The 25,773-nt window shown below is 69.0% G+C and carries 27 protein-coding genes and 1 tRNA gene; 17 read left to right on the top strand and 11 right to left on the bottom strand.

All coding sequences use genetic code 11. The annotated features are described in order from the left end of the window. Window positions 1-255: 255 nt before the first annotated feature. The 3 genes from WD341_RS20260 to WD341_RS20250 are packed head-to-tail and all read right to left on the bottom strand — an operon-like array spanning window position 256 to window position 3,832. Entirely contained in the window at window positions 256-1,170 is a 915-nt protein-coding gene (locus WD341_RS20260; RefSeq protein WP_368427308.1) for an AEC family transporter, read from the bottom strand. 10 nt (window positions 1,171-1,180) lie between these two features. Continuing rightward, a complete protein-coding gene (gene ruvX / locus WD341_RS20255; RefSeq protein ID WP_368427307.1) occupies window positions 1,181-1,711 on the bottom strand; it encodes a Holliday junction resolvase RuvX in 531 nt (176 codons plus the stop codon). Window positions 1,712-1,756: 45 nt separating this feature from the next. Next, window positions 1,757-3,832, bottom strand: a complete 2,076-nt coding sequence (locus WD341_RS20250; RefSeq protein WP_368427306.1) for an ATP-binding protein — start codon at window positions 3,830-3,832, stop codon at window positions 1,757-1,759. Window positions 3,833-4,025: 193 nt separating this feature from the next. Here WD341_RS20250 and gatC point away from each other — a divergent pair, with 193 nt between their 5' ends. The 3 genes from gatC to WD341_RS20235 are packed head-to-tail and all read left to right on the top strand — an operon-like array spanning window position 4,026 to window position 6,306. After that, entirely contained in the window at window positions 4,026-4,313 is a 288-nt protein-coding gene (gatC, locus tag WD341_RS20245; RefSeq protein WP_368427305.1) for an Asp-tRNA(Asn)/Glu-tRNA(Gln) amidotransferase subunit GatC, read from the top strand. A 2-nt stretch (window positions 4,314-4,315) separates the two neighbouring features. Further along, window positions 4,316-5,791, top strand: a complete 1,476-nt coding sequence (gene gatA / locus WD341_RS20240) for an Asp-tRNA(Asn)/Glu-tRNA(Gln) amidotransferase subunit GatA (RefSeq protein WP_368427304.1) — start codon at window positions 4,316-4,318, stop codon at window positions 5,789-5,791. Window positions 5,792-5,799: 8 nt separating this feature from the next. Continuing rightward, entirely contained in the window at window positions 5,800-6,306 is a 507-nt protein-coding gene (locus WD341_RS20235) for an N-acetyltransferase family protein (RefSeq protein WP_368427303.1), read from the top strand. A gap of 37 nt (window positions 6,307-6,343) precedes the next feature. Here WD341_RS20235 and WD341_RS20230 read toward each other — a convergent pair whose 3' ends face one another. Further along, window positions 6,344-6,829 (bottom strand): GFA family protein, encoded by a 486-nt coding sequence (locus WD341_RS20230; RefSeq protein ID WP_368427302.1) that lies wholly within the window; start codon window positions 6,827-6,829, stop codon window positions 6,344-6,346. 150 nt (window positions 6,830-6,979) lie between these two features. On the opposite strand from WD341_RS20230, the gene gatB reads away from it, so the two are divergent. Further along, a complete protein-coding gene (gene gatB / locus WD341_RS20225) occupies window positions 6,980-8,434 on the top strand; it encodes an Asp-tRNA(Asn)/Glu-tRNA(Gln) amidotransferase subunit GatB (protein WP_368427301.1) in 1,455 nt (484 codons plus the stop codon). Window positions 8,435-8,464: 30 nt separating this feature from the next. On the opposite strand, the gene WD341_RS20220 is transcribed toward gatB, so the two are convergent. After that, the gene (locus WD341_RS20220; protein ID WP_368427300.1) at window positions 8,465-9,376 is read right to left on the bottom strand and encodes a transglutaminase N-terminal domain-containing protein; all 912 of its coding nucleotides are present in this window, start codon (window positions 9,374-9,376) and stop codon (window positions 8,465-8,467) included. 229 nt (window positions 9,377-9,605) lie between these two features. Here WD341_RS20220 and WD341_RS20215 point away from each other — a divergent pair, with 229 nt between their 5' ends. After that, entirely contained in the window at window positions 9,606-10,562 is a 957-nt protein-coding gene (locus tag WD341_RS20215; protein WP_368427299.1) for a transglutaminase family protein, read from the top strand. 33 nt (window positions 10,563-10,595) lie between these two features. Here WD341_RS20215 and WD341_RS20210 read toward each other — a convergent pair whose 3' ends face one another. After that, window positions 10,596-11,945 (bottom strand): FAD-dependent oxidoreductase, encoded by a 1,350-nt coding sequence (locus WD341_RS20210; RefSeq protein WP_368427298.1) that lies wholly within the window; start codon window positions 11,943-11,945, stop codon window positions 10,596-10,598. 192 nt (window positions 11,946-12,137) lie between these two features. Here WD341_RS20210 and WD341_RS20205 point away from each other — a divergent pair, with 192 nt between their 5' ends. The 7 genes from WD341_RS20205 to WD341_RS20175 all read left to right on the top strand — a co-directional run bounded on the left by WD341_RS20205 (window position 12,138) and on the right by WD341_RS20175 (window position 17,876). After that, entirely contained in the window at window positions 12,138-13,211 is a 1,074-nt protein-coding gene (locus tag WD341_RS20205) for an ABC transporter substrate-binding protein (RefSeq protein WP_368427297.1), read from the top strand. A gap of 39 nt (window positions 13,212-13,250) precedes the next feature. Beyond that, window positions 13,251-14,018 (top strand): ABC transporter ATP-binding protein, encoded by a 768-nt coding sequence (locus tag WD341_RS20200; RefSeq protein WP_368427296.1) that lies wholly within the window; start codon window positions 13,251-13,253, stop codon window positions 14,016-14,018. After that, window positions 14,011-14,868 carry an ABC transporter permease gene (locus WD341_RS20195; protein WP_368427295.1) on the top strand — a complete coding sequence of 286 codons (858 nt, stop codon included), beginning with the start codon at window positions 14,011-14,013 and terminating at the stop codon, window positions 14,866-14,868. The genes WD341_RS20200 and WD341_RS20195 overlap by 8 nt, the downstream gene beginning before the upstream one ends. A gap of 23 nt (window positions 14,869-14,891) precedes the next feature. Then, window positions 14,892-15,830, top strand: a complete 939-nt coding sequence (locus WD341_RS20190; protein ID WP_368427294.1) for a DMT family transporter — start codon at window positions 14,892-14,894, stop codon at window positions 15,828-15,830. A gap of 108 nt (window positions 15,831-15,938) precedes the next feature. Further along, window positions 15,939-16,229: a hypothetical protein gene (locus WD341_RS20185; protein WP_368427293.1), complete on the top strand. Its 291-nt coding sequence runs from the start codon at window positions 15,939-15,941 to the stop codon at window positions 16,227-16,229. Between the two features lie 127 nt (window positions 16,230-16,356). Next, the gene (locus tag WD341_RS20180; protein WP_368427292.1) at window positions 16,357-17,052 is read left to right on the top strand and encodes a glutathione S-transferase N-terminal domain-containing protein; all 696 of its coding nucleotides are present in this window, start codon (window positions 16,357-16,359) and stop codon (window positions 17,050-17,052) included. Window positions 17,053-17,255: 203 nt separating this feature from the next. Next, window positions 17,256-17,876, top strand: a complete 621-nt coding sequence (locus tag WD341_RS20175) for a glutathione S-transferase N-terminal domain-containing protein (protein WP_368427291.1) — start codon at window positions 17,256-17,258, stop codon at window positions 17,874-17,876. Between the two features lie 20 nt (window positions 17,877-17,896). Here the strand turns inward: WD341_RS20175 and WD341_RS20170 are convergent, their stop codons facing one another. Next, window positions 17,897-18,151 carry a hypothetical protein gene (locus WD341_RS20170; RefSeq protein ID WP_368427290.1) on the bottom strand — a complete coding sequence of 85 codons (255 nt, stop codon included), beginning with the start codon at window positions 18,149-18,151 and terminating at the stop codon, window positions 17,897-17,899. Window positions 18,152-18,503: 352 nt separating this feature from the next. Between WD341_RS20170 and WD341_RS20165 the strand changes: the two genes are divergently transcribed. Continuing rightward, window positions 18,504-18,595 (top strand) — tRNA-Ser (locus WD341_RS20165). Between the two features lie 582 nt (window positions 18,596-19,177). Here the strand turns inward: WD341_RS20165 and WD341_RS20160 are convergent. Next, window positions 19,178-19,867, bottom strand: coding sequence for a winged helix-turn-helix transcriptional regulator (locus WD341_RS20160; protein ID WP_368427289.1), 690 nt, complete (start codon window positions 19,865-19,867; stop codon window positions 19,178-19,180). 143 nt (window positions 19,868-20,010) lie between these two features. Here WD341_RS20160 and WD341_RS20155 point away from each other — a divergent pair, with 143 nt between their 5' ends. The 3 genes from WD341_RS20155 to WD341_RS20145 all read left to right on the top strand — a co-directional run bounded on the left by WD341_RS20155 (window position 20,011) and on the right by WD341_RS20145 (window position 22,389). Further along, window positions 20,011-20,439, top strand: a complete 429-nt coding sequence (locus WD341_RS20155) for a GFA family protein (protein ID WP_368427288.1) — start codon at window positions 20,011-20,013, stop codon at window positions 20,437-20,439. Window positions 20,440-20,476: 37 nt separating this feature from the next. Beyond that, complete coding sequence (locus WD341_RS20150; protein WP_368427287.1) at window positions 20,477-21,349, top strand: class I SAM-dependent methyltransferase; 873 nt, start codon at window positions 20,477-20,479, stop codon at window positions 21,347-21,349. 104 nt (window positions 21,350-21,453) lie between these two features. Beyond that, window positions 21,454-22,389, top strand: a complete 936-nt coding sequence (locus WD341_RS20145; RefSeq protein ID WP_368427286.1) for a carbon-nitrogen hydrolase family protein — start codon at window positions 21,454-21,456, stop codon at window positions 22,387-22,389. Window positions 22,390-22,562: 173 nt separating this feature from the next. On the opposite strand, the gene WD341_RS20140 is transcribed toward WD341_RS20145, so the two are convergent. Next, on the bottom strand, window positions 22,563-22,985 hold the full coding sequence (locus WD341_RS20140) for a hypothetical protein (protein WP_368427285.1): 423 nt from the start codon (window positions 22,983-22,985) through the stop codon (window positions 22,563-22,565). A 75-nt stretch (window positions 22,986-23,060) separates the two neighbouring features. Here WD341_RS20140 and WD341_RS20135 point away from each other — a divergent pair, with 75 nt between their 5' ends. After that, complete coding sequence (locus WD341_RS20135) at window positions 23,061-24,050, top strand: IS481 family transposase (protein ID WP_368427284.1); 990 nt, start codon at window positions 23,061-23,063, stop codon at window positions 24,048-24,050. Here WD341_RS20135 and WD341_RS20130 read toward each other — a convergent pair. Next, a complete protein-coding gene (locus WD341_RS20130; protein ID WP_368427283.1) occupies window positions 24,047-25,366 on the bottom strand; it encodes a recombinase family protein in 1,320 nt (439 codons plus the stop codon). The genes WD341_RS20135 and WD341_RS20130 overlap by 4 nt on opposite strands. After that, the gene (locus tag WD341_RS20125; RefSeq protein ID WP_368427309.1) at window positions 25,363-25,728 is read right to left on the bottom strand and encodes a DUF2924 domain-containing protein; all 366 of its coding nucleotides are present in this window, start codon (window positions 25,726-25,728) and stop codon (window positions 25,363-25,365) included. The genes WD341_RS20130 and WD341_RS20125 overlap by 4 nt, the downstream gene beginning before the upstream one ends. Between the last annotated feature and the right edge of the window lie 45 nt (window positions 25,729-25,773).

Genomic DNA, 25,773 nt, shown 5'->3' with positions numbered 1-25,773 from the left:
TCTGAGTGTCCACCATGTCTCCGGACACCTGTCCACCATGTCTCCAGGCTGGACAACAGGCTCACCATGAAGCGAAGGGGACGCCGGTGCGGCGGCTTGCTCTCCTTCGGCGGGCGCGGAGGAGGCCGGCGAGAGGGTCGCGCTTCATGGTGAGCTTGGTCGAACCACGAAGCGCGAGTTGCGCGGACCCCGGCATGGTTCGACAGGCTCATCATGAAGCGAAGGTGTGACGCCGAGAAGCCTGCGCCTCCCAGGCTAGGCCAGCAGCCCCAGGACGAGCGGCAGGCTGGCCAGGGCGACCAGGGTCTGCACGGTGATCAGGCTGGCCATCAGGGTCGCGTCGCCGCCGAGCTGGCGGGCCAGGATGTAGGCGCTGGTCGCGGTCGGCAGGGCGTTGAACAGGATCGCCACGAAGGCGGCGACGCCCTCGATGCCGAAGGCCTGCAGGAACAGCCAGGTGAGCAGCGGCAGGGCGGCCAGCTTGAGCGCCGAGGTCTGGAGCACGACCCGCCCGGCGGCGCGCGCCGCGCGCAGGTCGAGCGCCGCCCCGACCGCCAGCAGGCCGAGCGGCAGGGCGGCCCGGCCGAGGATCAGCGCCATCGGCCCCAGCACCGGCGGCAGGCCGATGCCGCTGAGGTTGAGCAGGCCGCCGAGCAGGCAGGCCAGGATCAGCGGGTTGGTCGCGAACTGCCGGGCCATGCCGGCGGCGCCCGGCGCCGCACCCCTGCCGTAGCGCGCCAGCATCGCCGTGCAGGTGACGTTCACCAGCGGCACGATCGCCGCGACTGCCAGGGCCGCCGCGGCCAGCCCCTCGGCGCCGTGCACGCCGTAGGCCACGGTCAGGCCGATGTAGGTGTTCATGCGCACGGCGCCCTGGTAGACGCTGGTCAGGCCCGGCCCGTCGACGGCGAAGAGCCGGCGCGCGGCCAGGATCAGCGCGCTCATCGCCAGGATCGCCAGCACGATCGCCGCCGCCATCGGCAGGATCTCCAGCCGGCTGAAGTCGGCCTGGGCCAGGGTCGTCGCGATCAGCGCCGGGAACAGCACGAAGTAGGTCAGCCGCTCGGCCGGCGCCCAGAAGTGGTCGCCGGGGAAGGCGCGGCGCTTGAGCAGCCAGCCGAGGAAGATCAGCAGGAAGACCGGCAGGATCGCGGCGACGACGGGGGACATGGCGGGGCGGTCAGGCCCGGTCCGGGGCCGGCCTGTCGCGGGGCAGCGAGTCGAGCGCGCCCTGCAGGATGAAGGCGGCGGCCATCTTGTCCACGACCTCGCCGCGCCGCCGCCGGCTCATGTCCGCCTCCTCGACCAGGAAGCGCTCGACCGCGGCGGTCGAGAGGCGCTCGTCCCAGAGCGCGACCGGCAGCCTGAAGCCGGCGATCTCGATCAGGTTGCGGGCGAACTGCCGGGTCGAGCGCGCCCGCCTGCCCTCGCTGCCGTCCATGTTGAGCGGCAGCCCGACGACCAGCCCCGCGACCTCGCGCTCGCGGCAGAGCTCCTCCAGGATCATGGCGTCCTCGGTGAACTTGCGCCGCCGGATCGTGCGCAGCGGCGAGGCCAGCGTCAGGTCGGAGTTGCTGAGCGCGAGACCGATGGTCTTCTCGCCGAGGTCGAGCCCGAGCAGGCGGCCGCGCCGCGGCAGCAGGGCCGGCAGGTCGGCGAGCTCGGTGAAGGGGCCTAAGGGGGAGGGTGCGAAGGGGGAGGGTGCGGACATGGGCGGCACGTTAGCCGCAAGCGCAGCCGCCCGGAAGCCCGGCGCTCAGGCCGCGGGCGGGCGGCACCTGCCGCGCAGCGGAGCCGCAGGGCCGGCAGCGCCGCTTTCCCGCAGCGACAGCGGCAGCTCGACGACGAAGCGGCTGCCGCTGGCAGTCGCCGGGCGGGCGGTGTCGAGCCAGATGCGGCCGTCGTGGGCCTCGACGATGGTCTTGGTCAGGGCCAGGCCCATGCCGAGCCCGGGGTAGGGCGAGCCGTCGGCGTGCAGGCGCCGGAACACCTCGAAGATCCGCTCGGCGTGGCGCGCCTCGATGCCGATGCCGTTGTCCTCGAGGAAGATGCGAAGGCTCGAGGGCGTCAGCTCGCCGTGGATCGTGAGCGCGAGCGGCGCGGCGGAGCGGTACTTCAGGGCGTTGCCGATCAGGTTCTGGAAGACCTGCTTGAGCAGGGTCGCGTTGCCCGGAATCTCGGGCAAGTCCGACATCGACAGCGAGACCTTTGCCTCGCCGAGCTCGCCGGCGACCTCCTCCAGGCACTGCTCGACGAGCTGCCGCAGCGCGACCGGCTGCGGGTCGAAGGTCAGCCGGCCGAGCCTGGCGAAATCCAGCAGGCTGCTGACCAGGCGGCTCATGTTCTCCGTGGCCTGGGCGATGTAGCCCATGGTGGCCCTCGCCTTGGGCGGGATGTCGGTGCCCAGGTGGCGCTCCAGCAGGCTGGTGAAGCCGGCGATCTGGCCGATCGGCGTCTGCAGGTCGTGGGCGACGCCGCCGGCGAACTGGTCGAGCGCCTGGTTCGAGCGCTGCAGCGCGCGCTCGTGCTGCTTCTGCTCGCCGATGTCGGCGATCACCAGCGTCAGGCCGCCTTCGCCGGTGGCCGCAGCCGAGATGCGGAACCAGCCGTCGCGGCGGCCGTCGGCGTAGGATCGCTCGAGCGTCACAGGTTCGCGCTGCAGCACGACCTCGCGCAGCAGGCCGGGCAGCCGCGTGCCGCGCCACCCGGGCCACAAGTCGAGCAGCCTGGCGCCGACCATCTCGCCGGCGGGCAGGCCGTGCATGCGCCGCGCCGCGGCGTTCGCCTGCAGGCACTCGAAGTCGGCGATCTCGCCCTTGTCGTCGTAGAGCGGCCGGAAGCTGGCGATGGCTTCCTGGCAGGCCTCGAGGATCGAGCGCGTCAGTTCGAGCGCGCGGCCCAGGTCGCGCCGGTAGGTGCGCTTCTCCGTGGCGTCCTGGACCAGCGCCACGAACAGCGGCCAGTCGCCGCTGGAGTCGAGCTCCAGGGTCACCTCGGCGGGATAGCTCGTGCCGTCCTTGCGGCGCTGCGGGCGCTCGAAGAGGACGCTCCGCCGCCGGCCGCCGCGCAGCGCGTCGAGCAGCCGCTCGAAGGACGCGAGCCCAACGCCGGGCATCAGGTCGAGCGGGGTCAGGTCGCGCAGCTCCGGCTCGCCGTAGCCCAGGTTCTCGCGCGCGCCGCGGTTGGCGGCGACGATGCGCAGGGTCAGGGCGTCGAACAGGTAGATCTCGTTCAGCGAGTTCTCGAAGATCCGGCCATAGCGGATCTGCTCCATCTGGCTGAGCTCGGCGAGCGACAGCCTCCGCTCCTTGCGCTCCAGGGCGCGGGCGGTGGCTAGCGATTCCGTCAGGTCGACGACGGTCGAAGCCAGCCGCCGGAGCAGCCGGCGCTGCGGCGCGGCGAAGCGGCGCGGGCGCCGGTCCAGCACGCAGAGCGCGCCGATGCGCCGGCCCTGCGGGGTGACGAGCGGCACGCCGGCGTAGAAGCGGAGGCCGGGCGCGCCGGCGACCAGCGGGGCGCCGGCAAGGCGCGCGTCGAGCGTGGCGTCCTCGACGACCAGCAGTTCCTCGCCGAGCAGCCTGCTGCTGCAGAAGGCCCAGTCGCGCGGCGTTCGGGGCAGCGCGAGGCCGAAGCGCGCGGTCAGCCAGAGGCGGTCCTCCTCGAGCAGGCTGACCAGCGCGATCGGCACGTCCAACAGGTCGGCGGCCAGCCCGACGATCCGCTCGAACCGGGCGTCGGCCTGGCTGTCGAGACTCTCGTAGTCGTCAAGCGCGTCGAGCCGCGGACTTTCGGCCGGTTCCTCGGCGTCGGCGACAAGGTTGCATGGACACACGGGTCTCACCCTTCTGCAGTCGCAGTTTCCGTCCGGGACGGAATCCGTGGAGGGTCATCCAGCACCCCTGATTCATAAGGGAGGCTTAACGGCCCTGTCCCGCAGGCACCGCCCTGCCCGCCTTGTGAGGCGGGCAGGGCGGTGCTAGACAGCGGCCACGACTTCCGAATGGTGGCAAGGAAAGAGGGGCGGCATGTCGGTCGACGTCGACACGGTGCGCCGGATCGCCAAGCTGGCGTGCATCCGCGTCGAGGACGAGCAGGCGGCGAGCCTGGTCGGCGAGCTCAACAACATCCTCGCCTGGGTCGAGCAGCTCGGCGAGCTTGACACCGAGGGCGTGCCGCCCATGACCTCGGTGGTCGAGCAGAAGCTGCCGCTGCGCGAGGACGCGGTCACCGACGGCGGCCGGCCGGACGAGGTCCTGGCCAACGCGCCGGAGCGCGCCCACGGCTTCTTCGTCGTGCCCCGGGTGGTGGAGTAGCCATGAAGCCGACCGACCTGACCCGGGCCGGCGCCCGCGACGCCCTGGCCAAGAAGCGGCTCTCTGCCAAGGCGCTGGTCGAGGCCTACGTCGCCGCCGTCGCGGCGGCGCGCCCGCTCAACGCCTTCATCCAGGAAACGCCGGAGCGGGCGCTGGAGATGGCCACCGCCTCGGACACGCGCATCGCCAAGGGCGAGGCCGGCCCGCTGGAGGGCATCCCGCTCGCGATCAAGGACCTCTACTGCACCAAGGGCGTGCGGACGACGGCGGGCAGCCGCATCCTGGAGGGCTTCGAGCCGACCTACGAATCGACCGTCAGCGGCCAGCTCTGGCGCGACGGGGCGGTGCTGCTCGGCAAGTCCAACCTGGACGAGTTCGCCATGGGCTCGTCGAACATGACCAGCGCCTTCGGCCCGGTCGAGAACCCCTGGAAGCGCCAGGGCGACAACCGCAAGCTGGTGCCGGGCGGCTCCTCCGGAGGCTCGGCCGCGGCGGTCGCGGCGCGCTGCGCGCTCGGCGCCACCGGTACCGACACCGGCGGCTCGATCCGCCAGCCGGCCTCCTTCACCGGCATCGTCGGCCTCAAGCCGACCTACGGCCGCTGCTCGCGCTGGGGCGTCGTCGCCTTCGCCTCCTCGCTCGACCATCCCGGCCCCTTCGCCCGCACGGTGCGCGACAGCGCGATCCTGCTGCGCTCGATGGCCGGCCACGACCCCAAGGACTCGACCTCGGTCGACCGCGCCGTTCCCGACTACGAGGCGGCCCTGACCGGCAACCTGCGCGGCCTCAGGATCGGGGTGCCCCGGGAGTACCGCGTCGACGGCATGCCGGAGGCCGTCGACCGGGTCTGGCAGCAGGGCATCGACTGGCTGAAGGCCGCCGGCTGCGAGATCGTCGAGGTCTCGCTGCCGCACACCCGCTACGCCCTGCCGGCCTACTACGTCATCGCACCGGCCGAGGCCTCCTCGAACCTGGCGCGCTACGACGGCGTGCGCTACGGCTTGCGCGTCGGCGGCGACCAGCCGCTCGCCGAGATGTACGAGGCGACTCGCGCCGCTGGCTTCGGCGACGAGGTCAAGCGGCGCGTGCTGATCGGCACCTACGTGCTCTCGGCCGGCTACTACGACGCCTACTACAACAAGGCGCGCAAGGTCCGCACCCTGATCGCCAACGACTTCAAGGCGGCCTGGGAGAAGGTCGACGCGATCCTGGCGCCGACCGCGCCCTCGGCCGCCTTCGCGATCGGCGAGAAGATGGACGATCCGCTCGCCATGTACCTCAACGACGTCTTCACCGTGCCGGCCAACTTGGCCGGCCTGCCGGCGATCTCGATCCCCGGCGGTCTCTCCTCCGACGGCCTGCCGCTCGGCCTCCAGGTCATCGGCCGCGCCTTCGACGAGGAAACCGTGCTGAAGGTCGCCGGCGTGCTGGAGGAGGCCGCCGGCTTCGACGCCCTGCCGGACTTCCTGGCCGGCTAGGCGACTCCGTGAGCGCCGCGATCCGCCGTCTCGGTCCGGACGACTGGCAGGCGTTCCGCGACCTGCGTCTGGCCGGCCTGCGGCGCGAGCCCGACAACTTCGGCGCCTTCCACGAGGAGGAGGCCGACCGGCCCGAGGCCTTCTGGCGCGACTGGACGGAGCGCGCGACCGTCGTCGGCGCTTTCGGCGAGTCGGATGCCTTGCTCGGCCTCGCCGGGATCTACCTGCTGCCGGGGCGCCGGATGCGCCACAAGGCGCAGCTCTTCGGCATGTATGTCGCCGAGCCGGCGCGTGGGCAGGGGCTCGGCCGGCGGCTCTGTGAGGCGGCGATCGCGGCGGCCAAGGCGCTGCCGGGCGTGACCCAGGTCCAGGCGGTAGTCTGGATCGAGAACCGGCCCGCGTGTGCGCTCTACCGCTCGCTCGGCTTCCTGCAATGGGGCCTGGAGCCCTGCGGCACCCGGGCCGCCGACGGCACCTGCTGCGACAACGCCCGCCTGACGCTGCGCTTCGACTGAGGCGTCGGCGGCGCCGGCGCAGGGAGCCCCGGCCGACTCAGCCCGCCAGCAGGGCGCTCCGGCGGGCCAGGCTTTCGGCCGGCCAGTGCCGCTCCCGGTCGTAGTACTCCGGCGCGGCCGGCACGCCCTCCGGCAGGATCACCCAGGGCTGCTTCGAGGCGGTGAAGATGTGGATGTCGGGCGGTAGGCGGTCGGGCTCGTCGAGCGTGCCGACCCGTAGGAAGCGCACCTTGGGGCCGGAGCCGGCGTAGTTGCTCCAGAGCGCGATCCGGCAGGCCGGGCAGCGGAAGATCCGTTGGCCCCGGCCGCTCGCCGAGGGCGTGTCGACCGCTTCGGGCCTGCCGCAGAGCAGGACCACCCGCTCGGCCTCGACCATGGCGTTGAGCGCGAAGGCGCTGCCGGTCTCGCGCTGGCACCAGCGGCAGTGGCAGCAGTGCACGAACAGCGGCCGGCCCGCCAGGCGGTAGCGCACCGCGCGGCAGGTGCAGCCGCCCTCGGCGGCGAAGTCCTCGCTCTCGGTCATGTCTCCTCCGATCGCCCCGGTCGATCCGCCTCATCATAGGCGGTTTCGCCGGCGCCAGAAGACCGGCGCCGCCACCCCGTTCACCTCGGCGCCGTTTGGGTGTAGATGACGGCTGCGACGGCAACGGCGGCAGACGGGACGAAACAAGCGATGGCACTGATCGAGGGCGAGACCGGCAGCTGGGAGATGGTCATCGGGCTGGAGGTCCATGCTCAGGTGATCTCCGACTCGAAACTCTTCTCCGGGGCCTCGACGCGTTTCGGCGCGGCGCCGAACAGCCAGGTCTCGCTGGTCGACGCGGCCATGCCGGGCATGCTGCCGGTGCTCAACGGCGCCTGCGTGGCGCAGGCGGTGCGCACCGGCCTCGGCCTGAAGGCGGCGATCAACCTGACCAGCGTCTTCGAGCGCAAGAACTACTTCTATCCGGACCTGCCCCAGGGCTACCAGATCAGCCAGTTCGAGAAGCCGATCGTCGGCAACGGCACGCTGACCATCGACCTGCCCGACGGCTCGACCAAGGACATCGGCATCGAGCGGCTGCACCTGGAGCAGGACGCCGGCAAGTCGCTGCACGACCAGGACCCCGGGCGCACCTTCGTCGACCTCAACCGCTCCGGCGTCGCGCTGATGGAGATCGTCTCCAAGCCGGAGCTGGGCTCTGCCGAGGAGGCCGGCGCCTACGTCCGCAAGCTGCGTTCGCTGCTGCGCTACCTCGGCACCTGCGACGGCAACATGGAGGAGGGCAGCCTGCGCTGCGACGTCAACCTGTCGCTGCGCCGGCCGGGCGAGCCCCTGGGCACGCGCACCGAGACCAAGAACGTCAACTCGATCCGCTTCGTCCAGCAGGCCATCGAGGCCGAGGCGCGCCGCCAGCTCGAGATCCTGGAGTCCGGCGGCAGCATCGTCCAGGAGACCCGCCTGTTCGACCCGAAGCGCGGCGAGACCCGCTCGATGCGCTCCAAGGAGGAAGCGCACGACTACCGCTACTTCCCCGATCCCGACCTGCTGCCGCTGGTCATCGAGAGCGCATGGGTCGAGGAGCTGAAGGCCGCGCTGCCCGAGCTGCCCGACGACAAGAAGGCGCGCTTCATCGCCGACTACGGCCTCTCGACCTACGACGCCTCCGTGCTGGTCGCCGAGCAGGAGAACGCCGCCTTCTACGAGACCCTGGTCGGGACCGGCGGCAAGCGCGACCCCAAGATCGCCGCCAACTGGACCATCACCAACTACTTCGGCGCGCTCAACGCCTCGGGCGCGACGCTGGAGAGCGCGCCGGTCGATGCCGACAAGCTGGGCGGCCTGCTCGACCTCCTGGCCGAGGGCACGATCTCCGGCCGCCAGGCCAAGGAGGTCTTCGAGGCGATGTGGGAGACCGGCAAGGACGCCGCCGCCCTCGTCGAGGAGAAGGGCCTGAAGCAGGTCTCCGACACCGGCGAGCTGGGCGCCGCGGTCGACAAGGTGATCGCCGACAACCCGGCCCAGGTCGAGAAGTACCGGGAGAACCCGAACGTCGTCGGCTGGTTCGTCGGTCAGGTCATGAAGGCGACCCAGGGCAAGGCCAACCCGGCGGTGGTCAACAAGCTGCTCAAGGAGAGGCTGGGCTGAGGCCGAACCGGCGCCCGGCCCGCTGCCGCTTCACCGGGGCTTCGGCTCGCGCCTGACCTCGACCTTGACCTCCATGCTGGCCTGCGTCTCGGGCACGCCGCGAAAGGAGCCGCGCACCGGCTGTGCCTGCTCGGGCGTGCGCGTGGTGGCGACGCGCACGAGGTCGCGGCCGGCGACGATCAGGTTGGTCGGGTCGAACTCGACCCAGCCGACGCCGGGCACGAAGACCTCGGCCCAGGCATGGGTCGCGCCGCCGCCGCGCAACGCGTCCTCGCCCTCGGCCGCGCCGCCGGCCTGCGTATTGGGCAGGGTCGCCGGGTCGCAGAGATAGCCGGTGACGAAGCGCGCCGCGAAGCCCAGGTCGCGCGCCGCCTCCATGAACAGGAACGCGAAGTCGCGGCAGGTCCCGCTGCCGCTCTCCAGCGTCTCGGCCGGCTTCTGGGTCCCCATCGCCTCGCGCCGGCTGTAGCCGAAGCCCTGGTGGATCGCCTGGCCGAGGGCGTGCAGCAGGTCGAGGCTGGAACCGGAGGGCTCGGGCATCGCCCGGGCGCGCCAGGCGGTGACCGCCGAGCGGTCCTCCGGGTGCTGCAGATGCAGCAGGGGCGCCAGGTCGACCTGCTCGTCGTCGCGGTAGCGGAAGGGGTAAGTTTCGGCGGCCTCGGCGAAGGTGACCAGCGGATCGTCGAAGACGTGGCGGCTGACCAGCAGGTCGCTCTCGATGAGCAACTCCTCGGTCGGGCCATTGAAATGGGCGCGGGCGATCGAGTTGCCGAAAGTGTCGAACGACCAGCGCAGGCGGGCGAGGGGCGAGATGCGCAGCCCGGCCTCGATCAGGCGCAGGTCGTGGCTGTCGCGCGGGCGGATCATCAGGCGATGCTCGTCGAGCTCGACAGGGTGGTCGTAGCGGTAGCGGGTGGTGTGGCGGACGCGGATGACGGTCAAGGGGAATTCGATTCGAAGGCGTCGGGGAGCAGCCTGCAGAAGATGGGGAGCCTGCGCCCGGAAGTCAGCCGGCGACTGCAACCGCCTGACGCCAAAGGGCTGAAAGTCGCGTCCGGCGAGCGGTTCTGCCGCTGGAACGCATCGCGGTCACGAGGTGTTCTTCGAAGCGAAATGTATTCACCGGCCGTGCCGCCTGCCGTGCCGCCCCCTGTCAGGAAAGACATGCCGCATGCTGATCCGCGTCGGATTCGAGATCACCGTCGAGTGCGAGCAGGAGACGCCGATGCTGCTGGCGCTCTATCCGCACCCCTCGCGCGTCCTCGACGTCATCGGCCAGGACGGCCTCAGCCTAGCGCCGCCGCTCCACATCGTCGAGTTCAAGGACGTCTTCGGCAACCGCTGCGGACGGGTCGTCGTGCCCCGCGGCAGGACCACGCTGCACAGCGACTTCCTGGTCCGTGACGACGGCCGGCCGGACCCCGTGAACGGGGACGCGCCGCAGCAGGGGGTATCGGACCTCCCGAACGAGGTCATTCCTTTCCTGACCGCGAGTCGCTACGTCGAGAGCGACGCCCTGACCGAGACCGCCTGGCGGCTGTTCGGCTCGACGCCGCCCGGCTGGACTCGCGTCCAGGCGATCTGCGACTTCGTGCACCGTCACATCAGCTTCGGCTACCAGCACGGCCGGCCGACCAAGACCGCCCTCGACGCCTACCGCGAGCGCACCGGCGTCTGCCGCGACTTCGCGCACCTGGCGGTCGCGCTGTGCCGGGCGATGAACATACCGGCGCGCTACGCCAGCGGCTGGCTCGGCGACATCGGCGTGCCGGCGCAGGGCGACCCGGGCGATTTCTGCGCCTGGTTCGAAGCCTATCTGGGCGGGCGCTGGCATACCTTCGACGCGCGCTACAACACACCGCGCATCGGCCGAATCCTGATGGTGCGCGGTCGCGACGCCGCCGACGTCGCCATGATGACGACCTTCGGGGCCAACCGGCTGACCGCCTTCGAGGTCTGGTGCGACGAGGTGCCCGCCGAGCGGGCGCAGCGCGCGATCTCCGAGGTCTTCCGCGGCCCCGAACGGCTCGACCGGCGGGCGCAGGGCATCGGGCAGGTCGAGGCCGCCCAGCCCCATGACGGCGAGAGCGGCGAGCGGGAGCTCGAGCGGGTCGGCTCGCGCAGCTGAGCCGGCGCCGCCCGCCCTGAGGCGCAAGCGGGCTCAGCCGGCGCCGTAGGCTTCCGGGCCCGACTCGCCGACGCTGCGCTCGAGCCAGGGGTCGCGGGTCGTCTCGGTCAGGTTGTCGGCGAGGCGCGCCTGCAGGGCCGCCATGTCGAGCTGGTGCAGTGAGCCGGCCTCGACTTGGTGGACGGCCTCCGCCGCCGCCCGCCCCATGGCGAAGCAGGGGCCCATGACCCGAACCGAGGCCAACGCGGCCGGCTCGGCGTCGATACAGCGGCCCGCCACGACGACATTGTCCAGACCCTTCGGCGTCATGGCGCCGAACGGCAGGTAGTGCAGGTGGTCCTCGTCGAACATCTCCCAGTGCGTCGTCTCGGGCGTGGTGTGCAGCTCGATCGGCCAGCTGCAGCGCAGCACGCGGTCGTCCGGCACGGCGCCGTTGCGCACCGCCTCGACGGTCAGGCGCCGGGTGCCGACGATGGTCCGGGTCTGGCGGATGCCGGCTTGGCCGTAGTGCGCGACCCGGGCGCGGCCGTAGGCCTCGGGGAACTCCTCGCGGAACAGGGCGAGCAGGGCGTCGACCTGCCGCTTACCCTCGATCCCGGCGAGCGCGAGGCCGACCGCGTCGAGCGGCGTCTCGATGTGCGTCAGGTTCAGGTTCACGCGGCCGTCGCCGACGGGGAAGATGAAGCCGTCGAAGCGGACCAGGCCGAACTCGGCGCCGCGGCGCTTCATCGCCTCGTGGTAGGTCGAGCGCGGCCAGTCGGCGCAAGCGTCGGTGTCGACCCGCTCGAACATCGCCATGACCGTGCCGTAGATCGGCTCGTCGGCGGTGTTCATCTCCAGGTCCGACAGCCAGGGAATCACGGCGTCGCCCGAGGCGTCGACAAAGGCGCGCGCCTGCACCCGGACCTCGCCGAAGCGCGTCGCGAAGGCGAGGGCCGTCACCCGGGTTCCGCCCCGCTCGACCTCGCGCAGCACGGCGCCGAGCAGGGGCGTGACGCCGGCCGCGACGACCGCGCGCTCGGCCCAGCGCTGCCAGGCGTCTATGGCATAGTCCAGGATCACCGTGTTGCGCGCCCGCCGCGGCGCCGCCTCGCCGGCGGCGATCAGCTCGTGAATCATGCCGTCCATGACGCCGTGGACCAGGCGCAGCGGCTGCGGGCCGTTGCCGTAGAGCCCGCAGAGCGTGCCCAGGGCGGCGCTGATCGCCTGGCCGCCGACTTGCGGCGCCGCGTCGGCCAGCACCACCGACTCGCCCAGCGCCCCGGCCTCCAGCGCCGCCGACAGCCCGGCCGCCCCGGAGCCCAGGACGCAGACGTCGCAGTCCAGGACCTTCGGCTCGGCGCCGCCGCGCCGGATCGGCTTGATCTCGGGGAATCTCGTCACGGGGTGTCCTTCCTCGCACAGGCCGGGTCTCGGCCAGACCTCGGCCGCCTCGGTCTTATCAGCGACAGTCTGCACATGGTAACGGTCGCCGCAACGCGGCGGCCCGCCCGCCACCGGCGGGACAAGCGCCCAGGGGCCGGATAGAGTGGCCGGCCAAGCCCCAGAGAAAAAGACGATAGGGAGGAAAGCCAGATGACGGACAGGACCACGGGCAGGACCACGGGCAGGACCACGGGCAGGACCAGGGGCCGATGGTCGCGGCGCGCTCTGCTGGCCGCCGCCGGCTTGGCGGCCTGGCTCGGCGCCGGCCTCGGCAGCGCGACCGCGGCCGACCAGGTGACCGTCGGCGCGCTGCGCTTCACCTCGCACGCGCCCAGCTTCATCGCCTACGAGCGCGGCTACTTCCGGGACGAGGGCCTGGAGGTCGAGCTGAAGTTCTTCCAGGCGGCCCAGCCGATCGCCGTGGCCATCGCCTCGGGCGACATCGACTTCGGCGTCACCGCCCTGACCGGCGGCTTCTACAGCCTCGCCGACAAGGGCGCGGTGAAGGTCGTCGGCGGCCTCTACGCTGAGAAGCCGGGCGTGCCCGGCATGGCGATCCTGGCCTCGAACCAGGCCTGGGAGGCGGGCCTGAAGTCCCCAGCCGACCTCAAGGGCCGGTCCTGGGCCATGACCCAGCAGGGCTCCTCCTTCCACTACGTCGCCGGCATGATCGCCGAGCGCAACGGCTTCGCCCTGTCCGACATGTCGCTGAAGGCACTGCAGAAGGTGCCCTCGATGATCGGCGCGGTGAAGTCGGGCCAGGTCGACGCCATGGCCATGGTGCCCCACGTCGCCGTGCCGCTCGAGAACTCGGGCGCGGCCAGGATCATCGGCTGGGTCCGCGACCTCGGCCCCTACCTGGTGACCTCGATCTTCACCTCGACCCGCAACGTCGAGGAGCGGCGCGAGATGGTCGAGCGCTTCCTGCGGGCCTACGCCAGGGGCATCGAGGACTACCGGGCGGCCTTCCTCGATCCCGAGGCCGACCAGGCGACGGTCGACGGCGTGATCGACGTCATCCACAAGCACGTCTACACCGACCAGCCGCGCGAGAAGGCGGCGCCCTCGATCCTGGCCGGCGCCGTGCACATGAACGAGGGCGCGGCGCTCGACGTCGCCAACATCGCCGAGCAGCTCGCCTGGTACCAGGCCCAGGGCCTGGCGCCCGAGGGCCTCGCCGTCGAGGACTTCGTCGACACCGGCTTCGTCGCGACGACCGAGTAGCCGGGGTTACCGGCGGCTCGGACGCAAGGGAGCGGCGGCATGGATCTCTGCCTCAGCGACGTCTCGCACCGCTACGGCGAGCTGGAGGTACTGCGCGGCATCGACCTCACCATCGAGGCCGGGCAGATCGTCTGCGTCATCGGGCCGTCGGGCTGCGGCAAGTCGACGCTGCTGCGCCTGCTCGGCGGGCTCGAGCGGCCGACGTCCGGGGCGGTGCTCCAGATCGGCGCGCCGCCGCCCGACTGCCTCAACCCCCTGACCTACGTGTTCCAGGACTTCGCGCTGCTGCCCTGGCGCACCGCGGCGGGCAACGTCGCGCTGGCGCTCGAGGACCAGCCGGTCGGCCGGGCGGAGCGCCGGGAGATCGTCGCCGACGTGCTGGCGCGCACCAAGCTCTCCGAGTTCGCCGAGGTGCTGCCCCGGCAGCTGTCGGGCGGCATGAAGCAGCGCGTCGCCATCGCCCGGGCGCTGGCGGTGCGCCCCGCCTGCCTGCTGCTGGACGAGCCGCTCTCGGCGCTCGACAGCCAGACCCGCGAGCTGCTGCTCGACGACCTGCTGGAGCTCTGGCTGCGCGAGCGCTTCACGGCCTGCTACGTGACCCACAACCTGAACGAGGCGGTGCGCCTGGGCCACCGGGTCGTGGTCCTGTCGCGCCTCCCCGGGGAGATCCGCGAGATCGTCGAGATCGACCTGCCCCTGGAGGAGCGCAAGGACGCCCTGGCCTCGCTGCAGGTCCAGCAGGGCCGGCTCTGGGAGCTGATGCGCGAGGAGGCCATGGCCGCCGACCGGGAGCTCGCCGATGTCTGAGGCGCGCGAGGGGGCAAGGGGCGGGGGGCAGGCAGGCAGCGGGGAGCAGGCAGGCAGCGAAGGCCAGGCGCGCGCGGTGCCCTTCCGCGGCGGCGGATTCGCGCCGCGGCCGGTCCGCCTGGTCGCGCCGGTCCTCTTCGTCGCGCTGGCGCTGGGCTGGGAGGCCGGCTCGCGGCTCGGCCTGATCGGACCGTTGGTGCTGCCGGCGCCGAGCGAGGTGATCGCGGCCTTCTGGCGCCTGGTCGAGACCGGCCAGCTCTGGCTGCACCTGGGCGCCTCGCTGCAGCGGCTGCTGATCGGCTGGTCCTGCGGCACGCTGCTCGGCCTGCTGGTCGGCCTCGCCGCCGGCCTGTTCTCGCTCGGCCGGGCCGGCATCGTGCCCTTCGTCGCCGCCTTCTTCCCGATCCCCAAGATCGCGCTGCTGCCGCTGTTCATCATCTGGTTCGGCATCGGCGAGGAATCGAAGGTCGCGACGATCCTGTTCGGCAGCTTCTTCCCGACCGTGATCGCGGTCTACGGCGGCGTCGACAACGTCGACCGCGGCCTGATCCGCATGGGCCAGTCCTTCGGCCTCTCGCGGCTGTCGATCGTGCGCAAGATCGTGCTGCCGGGCGCCCTGCCGGCGATCCTCTCGGGATTCCGGATCTCGGCCGCGATCGCCATCATCCTGCTGGTCGCCGCCGAGATGATCGGCGCCGAGTACGGCGTCGGCGCCTACGTGCTGCTCGCCGGCAACCTGATGGCGACCGACCAGCTGCTCGCCGGCGTGGCGATCCTCTCGATGCTCGGCCTCGCCGTCAGCTGGCTGCTCGGCCGCGCCGAACGCCATTTCCTGAAGTGGCGGACCTGAGCGGGGCGTGGTAGCAGGCGGCCATGCCGCTCCTGTCGCCCGGCCAGTCGCCCGTGAAGACGCTGCTCGCCGGCCTGGCGCCGGTCGTCTTCGTGCTGCTCTGGGCGACCGGCTTCGTCGGCGCCAAGCTCGGCCTGCCCTACGTCGAGCCCGGCACCTTCCTGGTCCTGCGCTTCCTCATCGTCATCGCCGTGATGGCGCCGCTGCTGCTGCTGCTGCCCGACCAGCGGCCGCGGAGCTGGCGCCAGACCGGCCACGTCGCCGTGGTCGGCGCGCTGATGCACGGCATCTACCTGGGCGGCGTCTTCGTCGCCATCGGCCGCGGCATGCCGGCCGGCCTCGCCTCCCTGATCGTCGCCCTGCAGCCCCTGCTGACGGCGGCGGTGGTCGGGCCGCTGCTCGGCGAGCGGGTCGGCGCCCGCCAGGTCGTCGGCCTGCTGCTCGGCCTGCTCGGCGTCGCCCTGGTGCTGTCGGGCAAGCTGGCGCCCCAGGGCGGGCCGGCCGGTGACGGCTCGCCGTCCCAGGGCTTCGGCCTCGACGCCCTGGCCTTCGTGCTGGCCGCGCTGGTCGCGATCACCGCGGCCACGGTCTACCAGAAGCGCTACGTTCAGCACGCGCCGCTGATCGGCGGCGCCGTGGTGCAGTATCTGGCCGCGACGCTCGTCGTCGGCCTGCCGGCGCTGCTCTTCGAGAGCGGCCGGGTGGTCTGGAGTGGCGAGTTGGTCTTCGCCCTCGGCTGGCTGGCCCTGGTGCTCTCGATCGGCGCCGTCAGCCTGCTGATGCTGCTGATCCGCTGGGGCGAGGCGTCCAAGACCGCCAGCCTGTTCTACCTGGTGCCGCCGGTGACGGCGGTCATGGCTTACCTGCTGTTCGGCGAAGCGCTGGGGCCGCTGGCCCTGGCCGGCATGGCCCTGACCGTGCTCGGCGTCGCTCTGGTCGTGGTCCGGCCGCGCGGCCGCTGAGTCCGCCCGCCACCTTCCCGCGCAGCTCGGCGCGCTTCCTACCCGTCCATGTTCCCTATATGTTCTAACTGCGGCCCGCCGGCCGCGAGCAGGGAAGGGAGCGCCGGCGTGGCCGGGTTCAAGCGACGGGCACTGGAGGAGGAGGACCGCAGCCGCAAGGCGATCGGGCTGGGCGAGCTCGCCGCCGAGGGCATCGGCGTGTTCTGCTGGTGCAACCGCTGCGGCCACAACGCCACCCTGGGCATCGAGCGCCTGGTCCAGGAGCTCGGGCCGGGCTTCCCCGTGCCCGAGCTCGGCGGCCGCCTGCGCTGCTCCGGCTGCGGCGCCAAGGACGTCGCGACCCGGCCCGGCTGGCCCTCCGTCGGCCCGGTCGCCCGCCACGGCCCGGATCGCAGCTGACCGACTCGGGGGCGCGCGCCTGTCCGGAACAGGCGCTTTGCCGGAGCCGGGCTTGCCGTGGCCGGCCCCTGGCCTCACCTTGTCGCGGGACGGGCGTCCCGCGAGTCCTTTTCGACAGGGGAGCGACATGGCGATCGAACTCTATTCCTGGGCCACGCCGAACGGCCACAAGGTGCACATCCTGCTCGAGGAGCTGGGCGTCGACTACCGGGTCCACCCGATCGACATCGGCAACGGCGACCAGTTCGATCCCGACTTCCTGAAGATCAGCCCGAACAATCGGATTCCGGCGATCGTCGATCCCGAGGGGCCCGGCGGCAAGCCGCTGGCGCTCATGGAGTCGGGCGCGATCCTGCTCTATCTGGCGGAAAAGCACGGCCGCTTCCTGCCGGCCGAGGGCCGCGAGCGCTACCTGACCCTGCAGTGGCTGATGTGGCAGATGGGCGGCCTGGGGCCGATGCTCGGCCAGGCCCACCACTTCCTGCAGTACGCGCCGGAGAAGATCGACTACGCCATGAAGCGCTACGCCAACGAGGCCAACCGCCTCTACGGCGTGCTCGACAAGCGCCTCGGCGAGAGCCGCTACCTCGCCGGCGACGACTACTCGATCGCCGACATGGCGGCCTGGCCCTGGACCCGCTACCCCGAGCGCCAGGAGGTGCGGCGCGAGGACTATCCGAACTTCCAGCGCTGGTTCGAGGAGATCGCGGCGCGGCCGGCGGTCGTGCGCGGCGTCGAGGTCCTGGTCGGCCTCAAGAAGGAAGGCTTCGACGACAAGGCCAAGGAGATGCTGTTCGGCGCGACCCAGTTCCAGCGCCGCTGATCCTTCCGCCCACGCCCGATCCCGCGCCGCGGGTGGCGCCGCCCCGCCGCTTGCGGCAGGATCGCCGGGCGCGCCCGATCGAGACGTCACCGCGCCGGGCGCGCCCAATCGAGAGGCCGCGCCGGGCGCGCCCAATCCGACAGATTACCGCGCTTGGCGCGCGCAATCCCTAGACATCAACGAACGAGGGGAGAAGTCCGACGATGACGATTCAGCTCTACACCTGGGGCACGCCCAACGGACGCAAGGTCTCGATCGCCCTGGAGGAGCTCGGGCTGGCCTACGAGGTCCACCCGATCGACATCACCAAGGACCAGCAGTTCGACCCCGCCTTCCTGAAGATCAGCCCGAACAACAAGATCCCGGCGATCGTCGACCCCGAGGGTCCGGGCGGCAAGCCGATCGCACTCTTCGAGTCGGGGGCGATCCTGATCTGGCTGGCCGACAAGACCGGCAAGCTGCTCGCCAAGGACGGGCCGGCGCGCTACGAGGCGCTGCAGTGGCTGATGTGGCAGATGGGCGGCTTCGGGCCGATGCTCGGCCAGGCCCATCACTTCCTGCGCTTCGCCAAGGAGGAGGTGCCCTACGCCAAGGACCGCTACTCGAACGAGACCCGGCGGCTCTACGGCGTCCTCGACAAGCGCCTGGGCGAGAGCGAGTTCCTGGCCGGCGAGGCCTACGGCATCGCCGACATCGCGACCTACCCCTGGGCGGCGCGCCACGAGTGGCAGCAGGTCGCGCTCTCGGACTTTCCCCACGTCGAGCGCTGGTACGCGCAGGTCGGCGCGCGCCCGGCCGTGGCCAAGGGCATGCAGGTGCCCTGAGTCGGCGCCGGGGCTCTAGCTCAGAAGGCGGCGGCCTGCTGGCGCAGGGCGGTGTCGGCGGAGCGCGGCCGGCCGCGCCGGCGCGGCGCCATGGCGACGACTTCGCCGCCGCCGCCGACAGCGTCGCCGCCGGGCCGCAGGCCGGCGAGCTCGTTGCGCGCCAGCTCGAGGTTCTGCAGCTCGCGGCGGTCCTCGCGGTCCCAGACCTCCATGCAGCTCATCTTGATCTCGACCAGGTCGAGCAGGGTATCGAGGCTCCGTTTCGACAGGGACATCACGCTTCTCCGTCCTCTCTCGTGCGGCGGGCCTCGCGGGGGGCGGGCCCTTTGCCGTCAGGGGGTTTCCTTGAAGACGACCCTGGGGCGTTAAGATTAACGGAGTGTCACTAACATTCGCGTTCCTGTGGATAAAACCGCCTCGCTACACCGATTCCGTGCATCGGTTGAGGCCACTGCCGAGGGAGCCTCGCGCATCGCGCGAACCGCCTCGACGGCGCCCCGACCCGGACCCGACCGGGACCCGGCGCGGCGTCTTCGCCGGGGCCGCTCGCCGTCGTTGACAGGCCGAGCGGCAGCCGTCTAGAACAGCGGGCCCGCAAACGTCGTGGTTATAAGCCGCTCGTATTGCGGAGGGGTGGCCGAGCGGCTGAAGGCGACGGTTTGCTAAACCGTTATACGGTTAACACCGTATCGAGGGTTCGAATCCCTTCCCCTCCGCCAACTTCCTTTCGCAAACTCGCGAAGGCGCGCCAGTGACGTCGAAATTCCTCCTTTTTCAAAGGGGTTTGGCCAGACCGACCGAACCTCAGAGACTGGCAGGAAGCCGATTTTCGGTCTCTGAACGGCTTTCGTCTCTAACCGAGCGAACCTCGCCGGATTTGGTTCTGTCAAAGAAAACACAACGTTTCCAGTCGGTTGCACGATTCGTGCCGACCGAACTTTTTACAGCCGTTCCCTCGCCAGGCATTCAATCAGAGACACCCAAGGTGGGCGTTGTGGGGCGCGTCGATGCGTCGGTCAGCGTATGCGCCAGTCCCTCGATGGCGCGTGCGGTGTAAGCGGGGTCACTCTTCCGGGCATCCAGGCGAGGAAGGACGACGGTGCGCGGGATCAGAACACGTAAGGTCAAAATACTGACACGGCTGAGAAGCCCGTGCTAAGCGAGGTCGGATATAGCCGCCCTGGAAAGGGCAATAACAAGGGCAGTGTCAAAGGTCTTGTTGGATGGGCACGGCGGAACCTGATGGTTCCCTTCCCTTCGTTCAGGCCGTCGCCTGTCCGCCTGTGATGTGGTTGTGAGTACTAGCCAGCCAACCGTTCTTCATGAGCAAAGGGGCTGAGGCCAAGCCATTCCTGCATTCGGGCGACGATCTCGCTTGGGCCGGTCAGTTCCAGTCTTCCATCGTTCACCGCTTTTTCGACCGACTCCAGGCCCATCCAGATCGCGGTCATAGTGCGCAGGCTGCATTCGGAGTAGAGATCAACGTCATAGCCTGGATCGGCATAGCAGGCCTCGACACCGGATTGCGGATCGGCAAGCAACCAGTAGTTCTGCCGCGCCTTTGGAAGATTGCTGAACACGAACTGGAGGCAAACCCGGCGCTCCGGCAGCGGATCGATATTCAGGAAACGATGCATATCCCATATCAGCAATTCGGGATCGAGATTGTTGAGGGAAATTTCGCTTTCCACCCATCTTTGCCCCCATGCGCCGATCCCCATGATAAGCGGGCGAAGCTCTTCTCCGGCTTTTGTCAGGCGGTACTCCTTAACGCCCTGGCCGCCCTTGGCAGACTGAATAACTCCTGCCGCCTCCAATTCTCCCAACCGCTTTGACAGCAGCGTTGGCGACATCCGCGGCAGGCCTCGCCGAAGATCGTTGAACCGCGTGCTGCCGCACAGAAATTCCCTGATCAAAAGCGGCGTCCAGCGCGCGCAAAAAATCTCCGAGGCCATCGAAACCGGACAAAACTGACCGTAGCTGCCGCGCATGATAGGCTTCTCCTTGCTCGAAAAATCCGATCGTTCGAGCCTAAGGGGCATATCCGGCTCGGTCCAGTACAGTTTTAGGACTATCGCGGCACAGCCATTACGGTGACTCTGGTGGCGCGCTTCGAATACCAGGGAGAGAGACCGTGACCACGATACATAAAGGAACCTGCTTTTGCGGCAGCGTTGAAATCGAAGTTTCCGGCACGCCGGAGGGGATGGGCTATTGCCACTGCTCGTCCTGCCGCGCTTGGTCGGCGGGGCCGGTGAATGCATTTAGCCTTTGGAAACCGCAAAGCGTGCGGGTCACCAAAGGGCAGGATCTCGTTGGCGAATATGCCGGTGTGTCGAACTCGAAGCGCAGGTTCTGCAAAAATTGCGGCGGGCACATCATGACGGATCACCCGGAATGGGGCGTCACCGATGTCTTCGCAGCGGCGATTTCCAGCTTGCCCTTCGAACCGGGCGTACATGTGAACTACGCCGAGACCGTGCTGCCGATGCGGGACGGCCTGCCCAAATTTAAGGACTTTCCAACCGAAATCGGCGGGTCCGGCGCGCAAATGGCGGAATAGTGCCCATCCATCGGGCTAGACCAAAAAGGAGAGTGAAATGACAGTCGCGACGAAAGTCTTCGATCCCGCCGCTTTCAAGCAGACCACCCGCCGCCAGTGGGACGAAGCCGCCGATGCCTGGAACCGGTGGACGCCCCTTCTGGACCGATGGTTGGGCCCATCGACGGAACTGATGCTCGACAAGATGGGCTTGACGGAGGGCAGCCGCGTTCTGGATGTCGCGGCCGGCGCTGGAAGCCAGACGCTCAATGCGGCGAAGCGCGTCGGACCATCGGGCCATGTGCTGGCGACCGATTTGTCGGCAGGTATCCTCAAACATGCCAAAGCCAATGCCGACTTGGCTGGGATCGCTCATATCAAGACCCAAGTGCTTGACGGCGAGGATGTCGGCGGGATCGAGGCCGAGCCGTTCGATGGCGTTATGTCGCGCGTCGGGCTGATCTATTTTCCGGACCAGCATAAGGCGCTGACGGGTATGCGCGCGCAGTTGCGCGTCGGCGGCCGGATCGGTGCGATCACCTATGCCGAGGCCGATCGCAACGGCTTCTTCTCGGTGCCGGTCGGCATCATCCGCCGCCGCGCAGAGCTGCCCGCGCCGCTGCCGGGCCAGCCTGGGCCTTTCTCGCTGGGCGACCCCGACGTGCTGGCCGGCCGGTTGCGCGACGCGGGCTTTACCGGCGTCGAAATAGAGCGTGTCGCGGCACCGGTCCTGCTGGGCTCGGCTCAGGAATGCCTGCAATTCGAGATGGAAAGTTTTGGGGCCTTGCATCAGATGCTCGCGGGGCTCACCGCGCCCGAGCAGGATGACGCCTGGGATGAAATCGAGGAAGCGCTGCGCGCTTTCGAAAAGGATGGCCGGTTCGAAGGGCCTTGCGAGATGCTTGTTGCCACCGGGACGAAAGCTGCCTGATCCATGCCGCGGGTCAGCATGATGCCCGGCAGCCACTGCCCAGGCTCAGGACTCACAGCCGGAACCGGTGGGCAACCTGATCAATCACGAAAAGGAAAAATCCGATGACAAAAATTGCAATCGTTCAGGAACCGCCTGTCTATCTGAACCTTGCCGCCAGCATGGAGCGCGCCGTCGGACTGGTAGCACAAGCCGCCAGCGAGGGCGCCCGGCTGCTGGTCTTCCCCGAGGCCTGGTTTCCCGGCTACCCGACATTTGCCTGGCGCCTGTCACCGGGGGCCGATATGGGCAAGACAGACGAATTGTTCGCCCTGTTGCAAGCCAATTCCGTCGATCTGAGCCGAAATGGTATGGCCCCCTTGCAGGAGGCCGCCGCCGAACATCAGATGGTGATCGTGGCCGGTTATCAGGAAGTCGACGGTGAGGTGTCGGGGTCGACCCTGTTCAATTCCTGCATCACCATCGACGCCGACGGCACCATCGCGAACAACCACCGCAAACTGATGCCGACCAACCCGGAGCGCATGATCTGGGGTTTTGGCGACGGGTCGGGCCTCAATGTGGTCGAAACAGCGGTGGGGCGGATCGGTGCGCTCATCTGTTGGGAAAGCTACATGCCATTGGCGCGTTTCGCGCTCTATGCCCAGAACATCGATATCTATGTCGCGCCGACCTGGGACAGCGGCGACACATGGTTGGCCACGATGCAGCATATCGCCCGCGAAGGCGGCTGTTGGGTGGTCGGATGCGCGACGGCACTGGAGGTGTCGGACATTCCCACGGACATCCCGCATTACGACATTCTGTTTCCGAACAAGAATGAATGGGTGAACTCCGGCGATGCAGTGGTCTACAAGCCCTTCGGCGGGATCGCTGCCGGGCCGATGCACCGCCAAAAGGGGCTTCTTTTGGTCGAGATCGACGTCTCCGAAGCCCGGGCTTCGCGCCGGAAATTCGACGCCAGCGGCCACTATTCCCGCCCCGACGTGTTCTCGCTCTCGGTCGACAGAAGCCACAAGCGACCGGTATCGTTCAGTTGACCGGCGGCCGTCTGCGCCAACGACCGATGCTGGCCGAGGCTGCTGTTCGCAGCAGGCGCAAGGCGCAGAAAGCGACCGTTGGTGCGAGCGCGGTGAAATGGAGCTTCATCCGCATTGCGGTCGTACGCACCGTGCTCGTCGCGGATTGCAGGTGCGGGTTCGAAGCGTCGGATTCAGATCACTAGCGGCACTCGCGGCCGACCAATGACTGCTAAGCTAAAAACGGCATCTATCTGCTCCTCCCACGGCAACTCTGCCACCGCCATCAGGTCATTGATCGATATGGCGGGCGGCTTACGGGTGATGACGAGAGTCTCAAGGACGCTCGGGGACAGATACGCCAACCGGATCATCCGTCCCACGAACCGGTCGGAGACCTTCTCGGCTACGGCGATGTCCTCGATGGTGGAAGCGACGCCGGCTTCCAGCTGCCGCCGCCAGCTCCACGCTCGGGCGATGGCGCGCAGCACATGGGGATCCTGCGCCCGGCCGTTTCGCGCGTCTACATCGTCGGGCGGCAGGATCTTCGGCCGCCCGTTGCGCTTGCGGATCGTCAGCGGAATGACCACGCGGATGGTGTCCGGCGTGGCGTTCATGCGCAGGCCTCCCTCTAGATGTTTAGTCCCGTGGTGTGATGGTACGCTTTCAGCGACCGTCAACAAGGATGCACTATGGGACAAGTACTGCACGGCTGCGCCACGACCACTCACGCCGTCCGAGCGGCAATACAGCGATCGGAAGCTTCGGTCCAGGAACTGAGCCAGCGCTACGGCATCAACTCGAAGACGGTTCGGAAATGGCGCAAGCGCCGTTCTGTCGAAGATGCGTCGATGGGACCGAAGGAGCGGCGCTCGACGGTGCTGTCAGCCGAGGAGGAGGCGCTCATCGTCGCCTTCCGCAAGCACACCCTGCTGCCGCTCGACGACTGTCTCTACGCCCTTCAGGCGACGATCCCGCATCTAACCCGCTCCAGCTTGCATCGGCTGTTCCAGCGCCACGGCGTCAGCCGTCTGCCAAGCGTCGAAGGCGACAAGCCGAAGAAGCGGTTCAAGGACTATCCCATCGGCTACGTCCACATCGACATCGCCGAGGTACGAACCGAGGATGGCAAGCTCTACATGTTCGTCGCCATCGATCGGGTCAGCAAATTCGCTTTTGCCGAGCTGCACGAACAGGCCACGCGGCGTAGCGCTGCCGACTTCCTGCGCCGCCTGATCGCGACAGTCCCCTACAAGATCCACACCGTCCTGACCGACAACGGTACCCACTTCACCACGCCGGGGAACGAGCGCTCCGCAGTCGCGGAGATCAAAGACGCCATCGCCGAAGGCGAGCTGTTTCGGGCTCACGCCTTCGAGTTTGCCTGCGCCAAGGCCGGCATCGATCACCGCCTGACCAAACCGAACCATCCCTGGACCAACGGCCAGGTCGAGCGCATGAACCGCACGATCAAAGAGGCAACGGTCCGTCGCTATTACTATGACAGCCACGATCGGCTACGGGCCCACTTGGCTGACTTCCTCAACGCCTACAACTTTGCCAAGCGCCTCAAGACCCTAAGCGGGCTTACACCGTATGAGGCAATCTGCAAACTGTGGACCGAGCAGCCCGGCCGGTTCAGGATCAATCCGGTCCATCACATGCCGGGACTATACATCTAGCGGGGCGCCATCATGTCCCGCAGGACCGAGCCCAGCCCCTCCTGACGGAGGTCAACCGCGATGCCGTTCTCGCCGACGGTCACACGCTCGACCAGAAGCTGGACAATGCGGGTCTGCTCCGCAGGATAGAGCGCCGCCCAGAGCTGATCGAACTCGCCGAGCGCCGTGACGACCGCCTGCTCGTCGACGTTCGAGCTCTTGTCCCGAAGGGCCTTGATCGTTCGCGCCGCGATCTCGGGAGCCCGGATCATGCGACGGATCTCCCCGACGAGGGCGTCCTCGACCATCCCGGCGGGCAAGCGCAGCGGACCGGTGGCGTTGCCGGTCGGGCGGTTCCTGATCAGATCCATCCACGCGTAGTAGCGATAGAGACGCGTGCCCTTCTTCGTCGCCGTCGGCGTCATCGCGGCTCCCGTCTCGGTGAAGATGATCCCTTTCAGCAGGGCCGGCGTCTGGCGGCGCGTGTTCTTCGCCCGCAGGCGTGGGCTCTCCTGCAGAATGCTGTGCACCTTGTCCCAGAGAGCCTGATCGATGATGGCCTCGTGCTCGCCGGGATAGGCCGTGCCCTTGTGGACGGCATCGCCCAGATAGACCCGGTTGTTGATGAGCTTGTAGAGGAAGCCTTTGTCGATCAGCTTGCTTCGCTTGTTCAGTACGCCTTCGGCCGCCAGCGCTTTCGCCAGCGTCGTCGCGGAGCCCAGCCGCACGAACCGCTCGAAGATCATCCTTACCGTCGCGGCCTCGCCCTCATTGATCACCAGCTTGCGCTCGCGCACGTCGTAGCCCAGCGGAACGTAGCCGCCCATCCACATGCCGCGCTTGCGCGAGGCGGCGACCTTGTCGCGGATACGCTCGCCAATCACCTCCCGTTCGAACTGAGCGAAGCTGAGGAGAATGTTCAGCGTCAGCCGGCCCATCGACGTCGTGGTGTTGAACGACTGCGTGACCGAAACGAAGGTCACCTGATTGTGGTCGAAGATTTCGACCAGCTTGGCGAAGTCCATGAGGGAGCGCGAAAGCCGGTCGATCTTGTAGACCACGATCACGTCGATCAGGCCGGCCTCGACGTCCTGGATCAGGCGCTTCAGGCCGGGGCGTTCCAGCGTGCCACCGGAGAAGCCACCATCATCGTAGGGCTCGCGAATGGCCGCCCAGCCTTCCGCCTTTTGGCTCGCCACGTAGGCTTCGCAAGCCTCGCGTTGGGCGTCGAGGCTGTTGAACTCCATGTCGAGCCCTTCCTCGCTCGACTTGCGGGTGTAGATGGCGCAGCGCTGGCGGCGCGGCAGAATCGCGACGGTTTCCTGAGAGCGGCTCATCGGTCGTCCCTCCGGGCTTCGCGCAGTCCGAAGAAGCCGTAGCCGTTCCATTGTGTGCCGGTGATCGCCCGCGCCGCCGCCGATAGCGACTTGAACTTCTGCCCCTGCAAGTCGAAGCCGTCCTTCATCACGGTGACGGTGTGCTCCATCCCGTCCCATTCGCGGATGAGCCGTGTTCCGACGACCGGGTTGCGGGAATCCGCGATGATCGACTTGCGCCCGATTTGGCCCTCGATCTCGTCGGCCAGCAGATCCAGCGTTCGCCGCGTCTCGCGCGAAAGCCCGCCGAGGGTGAGTTCCTGGATCCGGTAGCCGAGCCTCAGCTCGAGGTAGCCGCGGCTGTTGTTGGGTGGGACCCTCAGTTATCGAATCGAACGGTATCGATGCTTTTGACAAAGCGGAGCACC

It is taken from the genome of Tistlia sp., from assembly GCF_040905785.1.
Classification (GTDB): Bacteria; Pseudomonadota; Alphaproteobacteria; order Kiloniellales; family DSM-21159; genus Tistlia.
The sequence above is the reverse complement of the archived record's forward strand: the minus strand, read 5'-3'. Positions and strand labels throughout refer to the sequence as shown.

Coding starts and splice junctions, on each gene's coding strand:
- WD341_RS20260 (WP_368427308.1), bottom strand. CDS start 1,170: ATGTCCCCCGTCGTCGCCGCGATCCTGCCGGTCTTCCTGCTGATCTTC.
- ruvX (WP_368427307.1), bottom strand. CDS start 1,711: ATGTCCGCACCCTCCCCCTTCGCACCCTCCCCCTTAGGCCCCTTCACC.
- gatC (WP_368427305.1), top strand. CDS start 4,026: ATGTCGGTCGACGTCGACACGGTGCGCCGGATCGCCAAGCTGGCGTGC.
- gatA (WP_368427304.1), top strand. CDS start 4,316: ATGAAGCCGACCGACCTGACCCGGGCCGGCGCCCGCGACGCCCTGGCC.
- WD341_RS20230 (WP_368427302.1), bottom strand. CDS start 6,829: ATGACCGAGAGCGAGGACTTCGCCGCCGAGGGCGGCTGCACCTGCCGC.
- gatB (WP_368427301.1), top strand. CDS start 6,980: ATGGCACTGATCGAGGGCGAGACCGGCAGCTGGGAGATGGTCATCGGG.
- WD341_RS20215 (WP_368427299.1), top strand. CDS start 9,606: ATGCTGATCCGCGTCGGATTCGAGATCACCGTCGAGTGCGAGCAGGAG.
- WD341_RS20205 (WP_368427297.1), top strand. CDS start 12,138: ATGACGGACAGGACCACGGGCAGGACCACGGGCAGGACCACGGGCAGG.
- WD341_RS20200 (WP_368427296.1), top strand. CDS start 13,251: ATGGATCTCTGCCTCAGCGACGTCTCGCACCGCTACGGCGAGCTGGAG.
- WD341_RS20195 (WP_368427295.1), top strand. CDS start 14,011: ATGTCTGAGGCGCGCGAGGGGGCAAGGGGCGGGGGGCAGGCAGGCAGC.
- WD341_RS20190 (WP_368427294.1), top strand. CDS start 14,892: ATGCCGCTCCTGTCGCCCGGCCAGTCGCCCGTGAAGACGCTGCTCGCC.
- WD341_RS20180 (WP_368427292.1), top strand. CDS start 16,357: ATGGCGATCGAACTCTATTCCTGGGCCACGCCGAACGGCCACAAGGTG.
- WD341_RS20175 (WP_368427291.1), top strand. CDS start 17,256: ATGACGATTCAGCTCTACACCTGGGGCACGCCCAACGGACGCAAGGTC.
- WD341_RS20170 (WP_368427290.1), bottom strand. CDS start 18,151: ATGTCCCTGTCGAAACGGAGCCTCGATACCCTGCTCGACCTGGTCGAG.
- WD341_RS20160 (WP_368427289.1), bottom strand. CDS start 19,867: ATGCGCGGCAGCTACGGTCAGTTTTGTCCGGTTTCGATGGCCTCGGAG.
- WD341_RS20150 (WP_368427287.1), top strand. CDS start 20,477: ATGACAGTCGCGACGAAAGTCTTCGATCCCGCCGCTTTCAAGCAGACC.
- WD341_RS20145 (WP_368427286.1), top strand. CDS start 21,454: ATGACAAAAATTGCAATCGTTCAGGAACCGCCTGTCTATCTGAACCTT.
- WD341_RS20140 (WP_368427285.1), bottom strand. CDS start 22,985: ATGAACGCCACGCCGGACACCATCCGCGTGGTCATTCCGCTGACGATC.
- WD341_RS20135 (WP_368427284.1), top strand. CDS start 23,061: ATGGGACAAGTACTGCACGGCTGCGCCACGACCACTCACGCCGTCCGA.
- WD341_RS20130 (WP_368427283.1), bottom strand. CDS start 25,366: ATGAGCCGCTCTCAGGAAACCGTCGCGATTCTGCCGCGCCGCCAGCGC.